Origin of the sequence: Pedobacter kyonggii (assembly GCF_004310665.1) — a bacterium.
Classification (GTDB): Bacteria; Bacteroidota; Bacteroidia; order Sphingobacteriales; family Sphingobacteriaceae; genus Pedobacter; species Pedobacter kyonggii.
Genome location: NZ_SIXF01000017.1, coordinates 1 through 16657 on the forward strand (window position 1 = coordinate 1; position 16657 = coordinate 16657).

The 16657-nt window shown below is 37.8% G+C and carries 14 protein-coding genes; 5 read left to right on the forward strand and 9 right to left on the reverse strand.

All coding sequences use genetic code 11. The features are described 5' to 3' along the window. Together EYS08_RS26085 and EYS08_RS16295 are read right to left on the reverse strand one after the other, a co-directional pair. The coding region (locus tag EYS08_RS26085) for a hypothetical protein (RefSeq protein ID WP_208745855.1) at positions 1–198 on the reverse strand (198 nt) is incomplete at its 3' end. Positions 199–376: 178 nt separating this feature from the next. After that, a complete protein-coding gene (locus EYS08_RS16295) occupies positions 377–736 on the reverse strand; it encodes a DUF1304 domain-containing protein (protein ID WP_116250191.1) in 360 nt (119 codons plus the stop codon). Between the two features lie 452 nt (positions 737–1188). Between EYS08_RS16295 and dnaK the strand changes: the two genes are divergently transcribed. After that, positions 1189–3099, forward strand: coding sequence for a molecular chaperone DnaK (gene dnaK, locus EYS08_RS16300; protein ID WP_131031031.1), 1911 nt, complete (start codon positions 1189–1191; stop codon positions 3097–3099). An 881-nt stretch (positions 3100–3980) separates the two neighbouring features. Here dnaK and EYS08_RS16305 read toward each other — a convergent pair. The 7 genes from EYS08_RS16305 to EYS08_RS16335 all read right to left on the reverse strand — a co-directional run bounded on the left by EYS08_RS16305 (position 3981) and on the right by EYS08_RS16335 (position 12504). Next, positions 3981–5057, reverse strand: coding sequence for a phosphotransferase enzyme family protein (locus EYS08_RS16305; RefSeq protein ID WP_131031032.1), 1077 nt, complete (start codon positions 5055–5057; stop codon positions 3981–3983). After that, on the reverse strand, positions 5048–5947 hold the full coding sequence (locus tag EYS08_RS16310) for a nucleotidyltransferase family protein (RefSeq protein ID WP_131031033.1): 900 nt from the start codon (positions 5945–5947) through the stop codon (positions 5048–5050). The genes EYS08_RS16305 and EYS08_RS16310 overlap by 10 nt, the downstream gene beginning before the upstream one ends. Positions 5948–6068: 121 nt before the next feature. Continuing rightward, the gene (locus tag EYS08_RS16315; protein WP_131031034.1) at positions 6069–7643 is read right to left on the reverse strand and encodes a helicase HerA-like domain-containing protein; all 1575 of its coding nucleotides are present in this window, start codon (positions 7641–7643) and stop codon (positions 6069–6071) included. Positions 7644–7737: 94 nt separating this feature from the next. Continuing rightward, the gene (locus EYS08_RS16320) at positions 7738–8043 is read right to left on the reverse strand and encodes a chaperone modulator CbpM (RefSeq protein ID WP_131031035.1); all 306 of its coding nucleotides are present in this window, start codon (positions 8041–8043) and stop codon (positions 7738–7740) included. Between the two features lie 5 nt (positions 8044–8048). Beyond that, on the reverse strand, positions 8049–8942 hold the full coding sequence (locus EYS08_RS16325; protein WP_131031036.1) for a DnaJ C-terminal domain-containing protein: 894 nt from the start codon (positions 8940–8942) through the stop codon (positions 8049–8051). Positions 8943–9301: 359 nt separating this feature from the next. Next, the gene (locus tag EYS08_RS16330; RefSeq protein ID WP_131031037.1) at positions 9302–11719 is read right to left on the reverse strand and encodes an alpha/beta hydrolase family protein; all 2418 of its coding nucleotides are present in this window, start codon (positions 11717–11719) and stop codon (positions 9302–9304) included. Between the two features lie 368 nt (positions 11720–12087). Beyond that, a complete protein-coding gene (locus EYS08_RS16335; RefSeq protein WP_131031038.1) occupies positions 12088–12504 on the reverse strand; it encodes a DUF1801 domain-containing protein in 417 nt (138 codons plus the stop codon). Between the two features lie 274 nt (positions 12505–12778). Between EYS08_RS16335 and EYS08_RS16340 the strand changes: the two genes are divergently transcribed. The 4 genes from EYS08_RS16340 to EYS08_RS16355 all read left to right on the forward strand — a co-directional run bounded on the left by EYS08_RS16340 (position 12779) and on the right by EYS08_RS16355 (position 16621). Next, entirely contained in the window at positions 12779–13207 is a 429-nt protein-coding gene (locus tag EYS08_RS16340) for a helix-turn-helix domain-containing protein (protein ID WP_131031039.1), read from the forward strand. Between the two features lie 180 nt (positions 13208–13387). Next, entirely contained in the window at positions 13388–14503 is a 1116-nt protein-coding gene (locus EYS08_RS16345; RefSeq protein ID WP_244215973.1) for a Gfo/Idh/MocA family protein, read from the forward strand. A gap of 350 nt (positions 14504–14853) precedes the next feature. After that, positions 14854–15930, forward strand: a complete 1077-nt coding sequence (locus tag EYS08_RS16350; protein ID WP_131031040.1) for a PAS domain-containing sensor histidine kinase — start codon at positions 14854–14856, stop codon at positions 15928–15930. A gap of 40 nt (positions 15931–15970) precedes the next feature. Further along, complete coding sequence (locus EYS08_RS16355; protein WP_131031041.1) at positions 15971–16621, forward strand: response regulator; 651 nt, start codon at positions 15971–15973, stop codon at positions 16619–16621. Positions 16622–16657 lie beyond the last annotated feature (36 nt).

The window sequence follows — 16657 nt, forward strand, 5'->3', positions numbered from 1 at the left end:
GAAAGCCCATTGACTGAATGTGTTTTGCATTTGAGAACAGCTTAACACAAAGCCCATAACAAAATCCATCGGAGAAATCTTCTTTGCACTGCGCTGAAGAAAACCACTGCTCCGAGCTATAGTATCAATGGTTGATCCATTAAAAAAAATATCAAATCTTTTTTTTATTTTAGAGTTGAAAAAGCGGCTTGTAGACATTGTCAAATGTGTTTAGAACTACAAGTTGCTTTTTCCTTTTTAAATAATAATCACAGACTTTTCAACCTTTGTCAATATCATTAACTTGACGCTAATGCGAATATTCGGGAGCAGAATCTATCAAACCAACCGCGTGTTTTCAGTCGGTGAGACACCGACCGATAGGATCGTATCGAACTTACAGGTGCAATAAAATCAAGGCTACCAATGCAGGTATCGACTGTACGTAAAGAATCTTTTTACTTGCTGTGGCTGCACCATAAATGCCTGCGATAATCACACAGGTTAAAAAGAATATGGCCACATAAAATTTCCAGTGATGATCGGTTATGCATAATGACCAAATTAAACCTGCTGCTAAAAAGCCATTGTACAATCCCTGGTTTGCAGCCAATGTTTTCGTTGGCACAAATAAATCTTTCGGGATAGTTTTAAACACTTTCGGTGCCTTGGTGGTCCAGGCAAACATTTCTAACCAAAGGATATAAATGTGGATGAAGGCTACTAAGCCGATTACGATTTGTGCTGCTAATTGCATTATAGATTGGATTATACAGATTTAATGATTGCTCCGATTGATTGTAATTTAAAGATATAAAACTTTGAGGGCATTTAGATGATTACTCATTATTTCTGCTTGTGTTTTATCACAGAAGCGCAAAAAATGCTGTTCAATAAACCCGATAATAGCGGGCACGAGTGAAACGAAGTAAAGCGGTTAGCTCCAAAGGAGTCCCTTTAGGACGGGACTGCTGCCTCCGAAGCACTGCTAGCGCTCATTTTCAAATCATTTAAGGAATTTGCGCTTTGCTTTAGTCTTTAAGCTTTAGCCTTTCAGCTTATTTCTGTCATGCTGTCAGTAAACTATAGCCTCTTTTTTTACATTTTATCAGTCTTTTACCCATATTATCTGCCAAAACCCAATTGGCACAAGCATTGTTTAATAGCAGTAGAAATTATAATACTTTAAAAAGAGAAATTAAAAATACAATGGGAAAAATTATTGGAATAGACTTAGGAACAACAAACTCTTGCGTGAGCGTAATGGAGGGCAACGAGCCTGTAGTTATCGCAAACAGTGAGGGTAAACGTACTACACCGTCTATTGTTGCTTTTGCAGAAAACGGTGAGCGTAAGGTTGGCGAGCCTGCTAAACGTCAGGCTATAACCAACCCAACAAAAACGATATATTCGATTAAACGCTTTATGGGTAACAGCTACGACGAAAGTGCGAAAGAAGCTGGACGTGTACCATATAAGGTAGTTAAAGGTGATAACAATACACCACGTGTTGAAATCGATGACAGAAAATATACTCCACAAGAGATTTCTGCGATGATTTTACAGAAAATGAAAAAAACTGCTGAAGATTTCTTGGGTCAGGAAGTAACTGAAGCGGTAATTACTGTACCAGCTTATTTTAACGATGCACAACGTCAGGCTACTAAAGAAGCTGGCGAGATTGCAGGTTTAACTGTAAAACGTATCATTAACGAGCCTACTGCAGCTGCTTTAGCTTATGGTTTGGATAAAGCACATAAAGACATGAAAATTGTTGTGTTTGACTGTGGTGGTGGTACGCATGACGTTTCTGTTTTAGAATTAGGCGATGGCGTTTTCGAAGTAAAATCTACTGATGGTGATACACACTTAGGTGGTGATGACTTTGACCACATTATTATCGATTGGTTAACCAGCGAATTCAAAGCTGAAAACAGCATGGATTTGGCTAAAGACCCAATGGCTTTACAACGTTTAAAAGAAGCTGCTGAGAAAGCTAAAATTGAGTTATCAAGCACAACTTCTACTGAAATTAATTTGCCGTACATTACTGCTGATGCTAGTGGCCCTAAACACTTAGTACGTACATTATCTCGTGCTAAATTTGAGCAATTGGCTGATAGTTTGATTAAACGTACTATCGATCCTTGTAAATCTGCTTTGAAAAATGCTGGTTTAAGCACAAGCGATATCGACGAAATTATTTTGGTAGGTGGTTCAACCCGTATTCCTGCTATTCAGGAAGCGGTTAAAGCTTTCTTCGGTAAAGAGCCAAGTAAAGGTGTTAACCCTGATGAGGTTGTGGCAATCGGTGCTGCTATTCAAGGTGGTGTATTAACTGGTGATGTAAAAGATGTATTGTTATTAGACGTTACGCCTTTATCATTAGGTATCGAAACCATGGGTGGTGTGATGACTAAATTAATTGAGTCTAACACAACTATCCCAACTAAAAAATCGGAGACTTTCTCAACTGCAGCTGATAACCAGCCTTCGGTAGAGATCCACATTTTACAAGGGGAGCGTCCAATGGCTGCTCAGAACCGTACAATTGGTCGTTTTATTTTAGATGGTATTCCACCAGCACCTCGTGGTGTGCCTCAGGTAGAAGTATCGTTTGATATTGATGCTAACGGTATCTTACACGTTAGTGCTAAAGATAAAGCTACCGGTAAAGAGCAAAAAATCCGTATCGAAGCATCTTCAGGTTTAACTGATGCTGAGATCAAAAAAATGAAAGAAGAAGCTGAAGCTAATGCAGCAGACGATGCTAAGCAGAAAGAAGAAGCTGATAAAATCAATGGTGCTGATGCTTTAATTTTCTCAACCGAGAAACAATTAAAAGAGTTTGGTGATAAATTATCTGCTGATAAAAAAGCACCGATCGAGGCTGGTTTAGAGAAATTGAAAGCAGCGCACGGTTCTCGTAACTTTGCAGATATCGATGCAGCACAAGCTGAATTGCAAAATGCATGGAACGCAGCATCTGAGGAAATGTACAAAGCTGGTGAGCAACCTCAGGGTGGCCAACAACCACAAGCTGATGGTCAGCCTCAAGGTGGTGGCGATAACGTTACCGATGTTGATTTTGAAGAAGTAAAAGAAGACGATAAGAAATAAGTTTTGAGTCTGAAGTCCTGAGTTGTAAGTCTTGGGAGAATATAAAAAGCGTTTCTGATTAAGTTCAGGAGCGCTTTTTTTGTTTTTAAGCATTGATTGGATAAGAATGTAAAACCATTTAAGCTTATATGTTTCTAATATGTCTTATATGGTTAAAAAAAATTGGAAATGAATGGTTCAATACTTTTCGGAAACTACAGCCCCGCCATTCGCTAATCCGGTAAAGGATCGGAACCGCTGCTGTCGGGTTTAGGAAGGAAGTTTAGCGCTTTTCGTGCGGGTTTGAATAGCGATAAGGTTAATTCATGTGTTCTTATATTTCTTATTTGGTTAAAAGTATTGGAAACGAATGGTTCCGTACTCTTCGGAGGTGATAGCCCCGCCATTCGCTTTAGCCCTCATGAAAAAATCGGGGCTGCCGCTACTGTCGGGTTTAGGAAGGCAGTTTAGTGCTTTTGGAAGGGTTTGAATAGCGATAAGGTTAACTTATGTGTTTCTCAAACGTCTTATATGGTCAAATATTGGCATATTGTTTAATTTCTTCTGCTAAACGCAGAAACGATCCTTTCTGTTATAAAACCGTAGAATAAACAATTTATTCCTAGGCCGAGAAAGAAGAAACTTCCATCCATAAAGTTAAAAAATATGGTATGCGTAGGAAAACGAAAGATATAATATAATTTGGCTATTGCTCGTGTTGTAGAGCTGTTTCCATCCGTACCTTCTTCAACAGCTGCGGCGGCAATAAGCGTTATAAAAGTGAAAACGCAAAAAATGAGTGTTGCAGAAATGAAAAGCCATACCTTAAAACTATTTATTTTCACCTCGTTCTTTTTTAAATCATACGTATGTCGGGATGCTATAACTGGGTTATTTTAAAACTAAACCAAATTCTGTTCAATAATGTCCTGTAACTCTTTTTCGTTTGCACCAATTTCTTGCAATAGTTTAAACTGATTCTTGGTCCGGTTTAAATTTTGTGTGGGGTAACTAATAGGATAGTACTTGTTATCGCTCAAATAATCAGTTAAGAAGCGCAGGGCCTGCATATAAATCATGTATTTGCCTGAGAATAAGATGAGTTCTTTTTCTGTTTCTGTCAAAATACTTTTCATTTCGGATAAATAACCCTTTATCGTGGCCTCAAAGTAAGGTAAACGTATCTTAATCTTATCTAAATCAGTTTCATTTTCAGAGAAGGCACAAAGATAAGTGCGCATCATATCGCCCAAGTCGGAAATGAATTTACCGGGCATAATGGTATCTAAATCGATTACGCAGATACCCCCATAAGTTTCAGTATCCAACAAAACATTGCTTATTTTGGTGTCGTGGTGCATTACACGATCAGGGAAATCAGTTCTGTGCGAGTATGAGGTATAATAATCTAAAATATATTTATGTGCTAAAGCCTCTTCAATTTGTGCTTTTGCCTCATTCTTTAGCGTTTCTTCCGCATGGCTTAATGCCAAAGTAAACTGTTCGTACCTTAAACCTAAATCATGGAAACCCGGGATAGTAGGCTGAAGTGTTTTTGCATCAAAATCATCTAATAATCTACTCAGTTTGCCAAATTGTTTCGCAGCTTCATATGCTTGCTTTGGATCAGCTAACACCTCTAAGGAGATGGTGTTCGGCACGAAAGGAAGCATCCGCCAATATTCATGATGAATGTGCGCCATTTCTTCACTATTTGCTGTAGAAACAGGCTTAATAAAAAGATATTCAGGGTAAGTGAAGGTAAGGTAATCAGCAATAGACCGCAGGTTATTGGCAATGGCCTGGGGAGATTTAAAAACCGAAGTATTTATATTTTGAAGAATGTATTTCTTCTTTTCGGATAGAGGAGAAAGCAAATAAGTACGGTTAATTAAACCCGTACCTATTTGTGTAATTTTTGTATTTTCTTTAGCGTATCCGTAGGCTTTTAAAACTTCGGAATCTAAATTTAGTTCCATAGTTTTTCTGGATATGTTCCGTTTTTAACCAATTGGTCAATACTGTCCTGAACATAAGGTTTGTCTTCTTTATACGTAACACCGAACCATTTGTTTGATGTTGGCACTACTTTAAAGGTGGCGGTATTGCTTTTTACCAGGTTTTCGCCAATTAATGGAATAAAGAATTCTGCCTTGGGCTTATCTTTGTTTGCTTCAGCAAATTCTCTGAACAATTCTTCGGTAATTTTGAAAACCGCTGGTGTAAATCCCCAGAAATTCATTGAAACAGGCGTTTCATAGGCTAAAGGGAACTCTTCGCCATTTTCTTCGTAAAAAATACTACCATCTTTAGGATAAACCTTTGTCCGTTCTACAATTTCTTTTAAGTTACCAAATTCATCTACCTGGCAAACACCACGGGAAACGGCGCCAAACTCCGATAAAGTTTTGCCAATTTCGTAACCAATAATAGAATAATTGCTATCTGTTACTTCGGTGGTTAAGAAATCGACCATCTTTTTAAAGGCATCGTAACCATAGTAATCATCAGCATTAATTACACAGAATGGTTCTTTAATTACGTTTCTGCCCGAAAGGATTGCATGTGCGGTACCCCAGGGTTTCTCTCTGTATATTTCTTCTTCTATACCAAATTGTTTTAAATCGAAGTTTTGGAAAACATATTCTGTTTCAATTCTGCCAGCAAGTTTAGGTTCGAAAATGGCTTTGAATTCATTTACAAACTCCTCTTTAATAATAAATACAACTTTGCCAAAGCCAGCGTTAATTGCATCATATATTGAATAATCGATAATGGTTTCTCCATTTGGGCCAAAACCATCGATTTGTTTCATACTTCCATAACGGCTTGCCATACCTGCAGCCAATATTAATAGGGTAGGTTTCATCTATTGTTTATTGTTTTTAGTGGGGGTGAAGACCTCGATGATGGAACGATTAATTTACCATCTTGGTTTCATCTTGCGAAATTAGTTATTTGAGCGTTTACTATGTTAATTAATAAGTTTTTTAAAATCCAAAAAGTCCACCACCGGTTTTTGAGCGTGTTTTCTTACCGGTAAGCATGCCAAAAATACCGCGAACAATTTCTTTACCAATTTGGCGTGTTATTGTTGCGCCCATTACTTGTTCAACCAAGCTCTTTTCACCTGGTTTAGGTTTGCTTTCTTGTTCAGCCTGTTTTTGAGCCTCAGCTTCTTGTTTTTCTTGTTCTGCTGCTGCAGTTTGCTCATTAATGCGTTTTGTTAAAATATCATAAGCACTTTCAGGATCGATAGGGTCTTTATATTTGGTATACATCGAACTGGCATGAATCAGTTGATCAAAATCTGCAGCGGTTAATGGGCCCATAACCGCCCTTGGCGGGGTAAGCATGGTAGCAGATACCTCCGTTGGAATGCCTTTTTCATTTAATACAGTAACCAAAGCCTGACCAGTGCCCAATGAAGTTAGTATTTTATCGATCTCGTAGAAATCTGATTTTGGATAGGTATTAACTGTTTTTTTTAAAGCATCTACATCATTTGGCGTAAATGCCCTTAATGCATGTTGTACGCGGTTACCCAGTTGCCCTAAAACACTTTCAGGTACATCGGTAGGCGCCTGGGTACAGAAGAAAACACCAATTCCTTTTGAACGGATTAACCTAATAATGGTCTCAATTTGCTCTAAAAATGCTTTCGAAGAATTTTTGAACAATAAATGTGCTTCATCAAAAAAGAAAATCAGTTTTGGTTTGTCTAAATCGCCAACTTCGGGCATGGTATTAAATAACTCAGCCAGTAGGCTCAATAAAAATGTAGAATATAATACGGGCTGATTTTGAACATCTGCAATATTTAACAAACTTATGGTTCCTTTGCCATCAACACGCTCGAAAAGATCTTCAATGTCAAAAGATTTTTCGCCAAACATACCCGCCAATCCTTGCTGCTCTATAGCGACAATTTTTCTTAATATAGTGCCAGAAGTAGCAGTAGAAATGGTACCATAACTGCTTTTTATTTCTGCAGCTCCGGCACCTTCTGATAAATAAGAAACCAGTTTCTTTAAATCATTTAAGTCGATAACCGGCATTTTGTTATCATCAGCATATTTAAATATTACCGCCATAACACCTGCCTGGGTATCATTTAAATCCAGCACTTTAGATAAAAGCGTTGGACCGAATTCCAATACTGTTGCCCGCATCTGAGCACCCATTTTACCCGAAAGGGAGTAAATTTCGATGGGAAAGCCAGATGGAGAAAAAGGTTTGTTGAGCTGTTGTGCTCTTTCTTCTATTTTTGGATTAACGGAGCCGGGCTGGTTTAAGCCTGATAAATCGCCTTTAACATCTAACATAAAAACAGGAACGCTGGCATCCGACAGTTGTTCTGCCAATAATTGTAGGGTCCGAGTTTTACCTGTTCCGGTTGCTCCAGCAATTAAACCATGTCTATTCATCATTTTTAGCGACAAATTAACCTCAGCTTCGCTGTAAACCTGACCGTCTAAAATTCCGGCGCCTAAATAAATGTACGAGCCTGTAGGGGCGTAGGATGATTTTATTTTTTCGATGAATTTTGAAGAAATATCGCTCATTTTTTTAAATTAGATTGCCAATTTAAGAAAGATATCTTAAAAAGATTGTGTTTTTGTTTCGACTTTTAATGCAAAATACTGCACAAACGGTTGTTTAATGGTGTTGGTTAAGTTGCTTATAATAATTTAGTTCGTTCTGCAGTGCGGTTATTTCTTCTTGCATATTTTGCAATTGATTGAGCAGATGCGAAACAGCATGAATGCCCTCTAAGTTGATTTCCAGATCGTGTGCTAGACGAAGATACTGCTCCAATTTGGTCAATTCATCAACTGGCAAAAAGAGCGATTGCTTTTTAACCGTGGTGTGGATCAGGCCAAAATTTTCAAGTGATTGGATAAAGTTGATCTCTACGTGGTGATAAGCGCAGATGTCTTCTACAGGTATTAGATTGGTTTCCATAATGGTTAGAATTTGGAAAGTTTTTCGAATAGTTCTTTTTGTTCGACATTTAGATTGGTAGGTAATTTTACCTGCCACTTGATATATAAATCGCCAAACTGATTTTCTTTTTTATAAAGTGGAAATCCTTTTCCTTTTAAACGTAAAGTAGCATCGGGCTGTGTTCCCTCTGGCACTTTAAGTTTAACTTTGCCGTTTAAGGTTTCTACAATTTTTTCGCCTCCTAAAATGGCCGTATATACATCTATTTCTTCCTGGATATAGATGTCGTTTCCTTTTCGTTTAAATCTTGGGTGATCTGTAATATTAAATTTGATGTACAAATCTCCGGGAGGGCCATTGTTAACACCTGGTGCACCGTAACCTGGCAACTTAATTTTCTGCCCATTTTCTACACCCGCCGGAATGGTAATACGTACTTGTTTGCCGTTTACGGTTAAGGTTTGTTTGTGTGTCGTATATGCATCGAGTAGATTCAGTTGTAAATCGGCATTGTAATCTTGGCCTTTAAAAGGGGAATTTCTACTGCTTCTGCCACCGCCGCCGAACATCGAAGAAAAGAAATCAGAAAAATCGTCGCCTCCAAAACCTCCAGAGTAGCTGTTACCGCCATATCCTCCACCTTGCGACTGGTATTGCCTTTTCTGCTGTTGCTGGGCATCTAGCTGATCGGCATGTTGCCAATCTTTACCGTACTTATCATATTTCTTACGCTTTTCCGGGTCACTTAAAACTTCGTTTGCCTCATTTATTTGCTGAAATTTTTTATTGGCTTCCTCATTGTTGGGGTTAAGATCGGGGTGGTGCTTTCGGGCTAATTTTCTATATGCTTTTTTAATGTCCTCAGTTGTCGCGTCTTTTTTCAGATCGAGGATTTTATAATAGTCTATGTAGTCCATATCCATAATGGCTTAACAAATAAATAAAGGTAATGTTCAATTTATTGCATAAATGTATGCTTTATAACGGTGTTTTTCAATTGGGATTGTTAAGTGTAATGTAGGTTTGCTTTATCATTAAGAGATTAAAGGTCATTAAGATTTTTTATTATAGCATGATGTGTGCAGTTAGATGTTACCATCTGACTGATTCATAAACTTAGAATATAGATAATTACCGAAAAGGAAGAAACTAAGGGATTGAATTAAAGTTTGTTTATTAGTGTCAGACAGTATAGTATCTGACACCGCTAAAAACCCCATTAAACAAAAAAATGCCCCAAATTGAGGCACTTTAATCGATAAAGGTAGAGAGAGATTTATTTTTTATTTTTTACATATTTTTCTAACCATTGGTCTTGCTCCCAAAGCATGTGAAGCAAGTTTTCTTTGCCGCGGTAGCTGTGTGCTTCATAAGGTAAAAATACAAAACGGGTAGTACCGCCAGCACCTTTAATCGCATTGAACAAACGTTCGCTGTTAATAGGAAAAGTGCCTGGGTTATCGTCAGAATCACCGTGGATTAACAATATAGGCGTTTTAATTTTATCTGCATAACTGAATGGGCTCATTTCGTAATACAACTGAGGTGCCTGCCAATAGGTACGCTCTTCGTTTTGGAAACCAAAGGGCGTAAGTGTACGGTTATAAGCTCCGCTACGGGCAATACCTGCGGCAAAAAGATTAGTATGAGCCAATAAGTTTGCAGTCATAAAGGCACCATAACTATGCCCCCCAACAGCCATACGTTTTTTATCGCCAACGCCTAGCTCAACCAGTTTATTAATAGCAGCTTCGGCATTAAGATGTAGTTGATCTACAAAGGTATCGTTAGGTTTTTTACCATCTTTGGCAACAATTGGCATTTCGGCATTATCTAACACTGCATAACCACGGGTTACCCAAAAAATGGGAGAGGCCCAGCTAATTGTAGTAAACTTGTCTTTCGATCCACGGATCTGTGCGGCATCTGCTGGAGAGTTAAACTCGCGAGGGTAAGCCCAAATTAATGAAGGTAATGGTCCGTCTTTGTCTTTGTTGTAACCTTTCGGTAAATACAGGTCGCCCGTTAAATCTACGCCATCGGCACGTTTGTAAGAAATTTTCTGTTTGGTAATGCCCTCTAAAGATGGATATGGATTAGTGAAATTAGTAATTGGTTGATCGGCGACGCGAAGCACCAGGTTTTTAATAAAGTAGTTAGGTACTAATTTTTGACCCTCTTTACGGGTAAGCAAAACCAGTTTATCAGGATTAATTACATCGCTTACATATTCGAAAGTTCCTTCGGCACTGCGCCAGATAATTTCATTCTTTTTAGTGGTTAAGTCGAATTTGGCTAAGAAAGGCAAGTCTCCTTTTGCTGATGAACCTACTATATTGTTCATTAACAGTTTAGTGCCATTATCAACCGTTTTAATTACCTGTCGGCCGTATTTGTTTTTAGTAGTAACCGGAGAGCCTGGATTGCCATAAGCATCTGTTTGGTTACGGCTGTACAATTCTTCTACTTCGCCTGTTGTAGGGTTGTAACGGCTCACTTTATTGGTTTGTTTGCTACGTAATCCTTCCATAATTAAGGCAAGGTTGGCATCACCCCATTGTACACCCCGGTAACGGGTCTGTGTTTTAAATAATTCTTTTTCTGTGCCGGTAAAAGGTGCGCTTAGCGCATAAACCGCATCGTGAAAGGGAATATCTTTTTTAATTAAACCACTATCCAATGGCTTGCTCCAAACCAGTGTAGCAGGTTCATCGTCCCTCCAATCGAAACCACGCGGTACGTTTTGCGTATTGTCATAACCAGATGGAGTACCCTCTGAAGAAGGTAGTTCGGCAATAACTTTAATGGTTTTGCCCGTTAAATCAGTAATGGTTACCGTTGATGGAAAACCGTTTGCAGTAACCAAATAAGAAAAAGGTTTGCGTATGGTTTCGATCATCATGTAATTTTTATCAGGCGATAAACTTGTCGAACCATAAATAGCTGGTTTTCCAATGGCAGTTTCTACACCTGCTGTATTTTTTACCAATTGCGAGGTTGCGAAAAACTCGAACAATTGTTCGTCAAAAGGTGATTTAATTAAATCCTGAAAAGTGGCGCTTGGTGCAGCTTTACCTAGGTTTTGCTGAATGGTTGGCCCTTTTGGCATCAATGGTTTCGTAGGTGCAGCACTTGCTGGCTTAGTTACCGTACGGTAGATAATGGTATTATCATTTAACCAGGTAAGGCCACTACCTAAAACCACATTTAAAAAAGCCTTATTGGTTTTAACTGCTTTTTTTGTAGCCAGATCAATAATATAAAGATCTACTCCTTTTTGGGTGGTATGGGTAAAGGCAATTTTATTTTCTGATGGGTTCCAACTAATGTTGCTGGCGTATAATGGAGTTGGCAACCCTGAAACCTGAAACGTTTGGTTGGATTTGACGTTTTTTAAACTAAAATTGTTGATGTAGGTTTGCCTGCTGGGTGAGTAATTATTTGGATTTAACCTTAATCCTGCAATTCTGTATTCGGGCAAGGCCAGTTCTTCGACCGAGGGATAGGAGTTGCGCTCGCTAAACAAGATCCATTCTGCTTTGCCATCAATACTTACGCCAGGTGTTGGTTTGGCAAGTAATAAATCGGCAATTTCTTTTGGCGGTGTTTGGTAGCTTACTGCGTCTTGTGCGGCTGAATTAAGCGAAACACAAGCGCCCGCTATCAATAAATAGAGGTGTAGTTTTTTTATCATTTCCAGTTTTTTGTTCGAAATAAGGAACAATCAAATATTGTAAAATTTAACTTATTATCGCGTAACTTCTTATTTACATCGTGAAGTGGATGCTTTCTTCTGTCATTCTGAAGGTACTGAAGGATCTTTTTAATAAATGACCTTATATCTTTCAGTTCTCACTAATACTAATGTTTTAACCATTGTGGAGTTAAGAGAAGTTAAAGATGTGTATACGGCAATCTTTTAACCGCAAAAATAAACACCTGGTAATATAGGAATAAAGATCTTTCGCTGCGCTCAGGATGACAAATAGATATATCTGTGGCAAAAGAAAAGCGCTCATAATCTACTGTGGATTCAATTCATCATCCATTTTACATCTTCCATTAAGGATACAAGCTACTTGTGTGGGCTACAGCGTTGATAATCATTTCTTTTAAAACTTCGATATGAATATCGCTCATTTTTTTAAAGTAGATACAGGCTTTAGATGTTTTATGTTTACCGAATCTGGAAAGCAATTCTTCCCGATCTTTAAATTGAGAAGATAGATATAAAACTATGGCGTCTTTTCTTGGAGAAAAACCAGCTAATGGTGCATCACCTTCCCGGCCGCTTTCATATTTGTAATGGTAACTTCCAAAACCAACAGTGGCATTCCCCCACATTTTAGCTTTGAAACCTGTGGTTAAATTTAGAATATCCGACAGGTTAAAACAATCAGCTCTTTTGTTTTCGTTGGGAATGGTGTTTAAAAAGTCTGGAACGCTTAAATCGTTTTCGGTAGTTTTATTCTGTGCCATTTCTTTTTTATGATGAATATAAGAATTTGATCAAATAATTTCAATTTCTGCGGTAATTGTATTTAAAGTAATACGTTATTTCTTGGAAAAGGTAGGTTTGAAAATCACTCATTTTGGGCATATTTCACAGTAATTAGCTGATGTAGTTTGATATATGTCAAAAAATCAACACCTTTTATACAATCTTTTACACTTATTCTTACATTTGAATTGTCAATCGTCCCCGATAGCTGATTTAATTATTTTTTCATTTTTTTAAAAATTAATTATCTCAATGACAACACAACAACAACAAAAACAAGGAGAAATTCTTGAACGCCTGGTGCGCAGAGACCGCATGGGCATCAGTGAGCTTTCAAGGAAACTTAATGTAAGCCGCAGAACAATTTACAACTGGTTTGGTCAAGACAGAATTGGGCATGAAGTAATTTGGCAGGTAGGCAAGTTATTAGGTCAGGATCTTTCTTCGGCATTTCCAGAAGCTTTCCCCAAGTACAACCCCGAATCCATCAATCAAACAGCAGATCCAGGTAAACAAATCGGTTCGGACAATAATTCGGTGTATTTCTGGATGAATAAATACATTCATCTGCTAGAAAAATACAATGACCTGTTAATAACAGAAGAGCCACAAGAGCTAGATCCAATTAGTAAGGAATTTCCACTTAGAAATAAAAGATCTGATACATTTTTATATCAATAAAACTAAGTTTTTTGCCAATAGAAATAAGCTAAGTCATCCCGTTAGATTTTTCTTTTTATTTACGTCTTAACTCCGGTCACTTCATTTTCCTATCTTCAACATTGTAATATTTTTAGGTATTAGCATCAGGAGCTTTTTAAATTTCTAATTTGGTAACCATCAAATTTTAGAAATGAGCGTATGATGACTACTTATCTGATTAGGTGTTTTTTTAGAGCCAATGGCTTTATTCTTTGCTTTTTACTTATTTCCTGCGCTGTTAAAGCACAACAAAAATTAAATGTGGCCGTAGCAGGGCTAACTCACGATCACGTTTATCTTATCATGAACAGCTATCAAAAAGCTGAAGTGAACATAATTGGTATTGCCGAAAATAATCCTGAGCTAGTTAAAAGGTTTAAAGACCGCTATAAAATTCCCGATAGCATATTTTATAATAACCTTACTGATTTATTAAAGAAAGAGAAACCTGATGTTGTTTTGGCTTACAATGCCATAAGCGAACATTTGGCTGTAGTAGAAGCTGCCGCTCCCCTCGGCATATCGGTAATGGTAGAAAAACCGTTGGCAATAACAGTTAAGCAGGCAGAAAGAATGGCTGAACTAGCAGCACAGTATAAAGTGCATATACTCACCAATTACGAAACTACCTGGTATTCGAGTAATCAAGAACTTTACAAGGATGTAAAGGAAGCCAATACCATAGGTGCCTTGCGAAAAATAATTGTGCACGATGGCCATCAGGGACCAAAAGAAATTGGGGTAAGTGCTGAGTTTTTAAGCTGGTTAACCGATCCCAATCAGAACGGGGGAGGTGCATTGGTCGATTTTGGCTGTTATGGTGCCAATTTAATGACCTGGTTAATGGATGGAAAAGCCCCAATTTCGGTTAGCGCAATTACCCATCAGATTAAAAAAGATGTTTATCCGAATGTTGATGACGATGCAACAATTTTATTGGAGTACCCATCTGCTACCGGAATTATCGAAGCATCGTGGAATTGGCCCTTTAGCATAAAAGATATGGAAGTATTTGGTGCAAATGGATACATGCAGGCCGTTAATGATAAAACGTTAAGGCTGAAGAATAATGGGAAGGACGAATATAAAATTTATCAGGCTAAAACATCGAAGCCAATTTATTCAAACCATTTAAGTTATCTGTCTGCAGTTTTAAAAGGAGAAATTAATCCAGTAAATGATTTATCATCACTATCGAATAATTTAATTGTGGTCAAAATTTTAGCGGCTGCGAAAAAATCAGCTCAAACAGGCAAAAAGGTGATTTTAAAATAGCTACTACATAATAAAAATAGCCACCTGTGCGATGGCTATTGGTGAGGAGAATAGTATCTTCTCTATGGTGTGCCTGCCCTCCGCGGATCTCCCGCTCACAGGACTTTTTTATCTTTCTTTATGCTTAACAATTTAGGCAATAGTTGGTTTTGATCCGCAAAATAATTTTGCACATCGTGTGGAAAATGTTAATATCTCTAAAAACGGATCAAGGATAATCTAAATGTACCGACATGAAATGTTATACACATTTTTGAAATAAAACTTTTTAGCGTGTGCGATGTTTGTGATATGGTTGCTGCCGATGATATAATTACATCATTTAATGGCAAATTATCAAGCATTAAATCATGTCCGAACTAAAAAAAGAGCTTTTTTGTAACCTAGGCGACCGCTCTGCTGATGGGTATTTTATTTTCGATTATACGGAACAAAATTTTTCATACCTCAATAAGTCGATAAGTAACATTTGGGAACTGGGCCTTGATGAAGTTGTGGCTAAGCCACAATTGCTTTTTGAGCGTGTACACCCTGAAGATTCGGAACATGTAATGTCCTGTTACAAAGAATGCCTTGAAGATGGTACAGAGAAAAAATATGAATTCCGCTTACTGTTTGCCGATAGAGAAAAATATGTGCGGATAATTGTGTTTACCGTTGCCGATGGGGAAGTAAAGCGTTTAGTGGGTACAGTAGAGGATACCACGATAATGCGCCACAATAAAATCCATATTGAACAAATAAACGCCCGAAAAAATATAACCTTAGAAGTATTGGCACACGATTTAAAAGAACCGCTGGCCATGATGAAATTAGCTGCCTCATCCATGAAAGATGGCGTTGCCCAAACAGGTAATGAGCAGATGATAAACTCGCTGGCTTTTATTCATGATATGTGCGAGCGTAACCTGCTTTTGGTACGGAGCATGATTAACCGGGAGTTTTTGAAATCATCGATAGTTGAAATTGGCAAAGAGCGGGCAGATTTGGTCTGGGAACTTAGAGATGTGGTTCGTTTTTACAAACGATCGAAACTAGGCAAAATGAAGAATATTAAATTCACAAGTTCTGCCGAACAGATTTATCTGTACCTGGATAGTATGAAATTTATGCAGGTAATCAATAATCTAATCTCAAATTCAATAAAATTTACTGCCGATCATGGAAATATTACTTTACATGCCGAGGAATATGAAAGTACCGTTTTAATTACAGTAGCCGATAATGGGGTTGGAATTCCAGATGAGATGCACGCCGGGCTTTTTGATCATTTGCCCGAAACTTTAAGACCAGGTCTGAAAGGCGAAGAATCAGGCGGATTTGGTATGGGCATAATCAAATCAATTGTTGAGTTGCACCAGGGAAAAATCTGGTTTAAAAGCAAAATTGGTATCGGAACTACTTTCTATATTGAGCTGCCTAAGTAGCCTTTTTTAATTTTATAACAGTGTAAGTTATATTTGAGTTATGATTAACATTATTCTTGCGGATGATCACCATATTATCCGGACCTCACTTAAAGCACTTATAGAAAAACACGAAGGCATCAAAGTTGTTGCAGAAGTATCAGACGGTTTAGCGGTTTTGGAACTTTTGGAAAAAGGAATAAAAGCTGATATTATTTTATCAGATATTATAATGTCCAGGCTCGATGGAATAGCTTTATCCAGCACCATTAAGGAGCGGGGATACGACATAAAAGTAGTTGTATTGTCTATTTTAGATGATGAAAAGTACGCGTCAAATGCCTTTACATCAGGCGCTTTTGCTTACCTGTCAAAAGATATCGAAGAAGATGAATTGCTGTTTTGCCTAAAGCATGTAATGAAAGGAAAACGGTATCTTTCTTCTAATTTATGCATCTCCATTTTAGAGCGTTTTAATACACAGTTAAATATGCTTTCGCAAAAAATGAATACTGAAATCAACTTTTCTGAACGCGAAATTAATGTATTAAAACTCATCGCTGATGGGTTGACCAATCAAGAAATAGCAGACAAATTGTACTTAAGCAGGCGGACAGTAGAGAGCCAGCGAGAAGCTTTAATCAGTAAAACCGGCACAAAAAACTCTGCTTCTTTAGTTCGTTTTGCTATGCGAAATGGTTACGTAGCCTAGTATTTTTGATCGTTTTGGGGCAATTTTTTAGTGTTT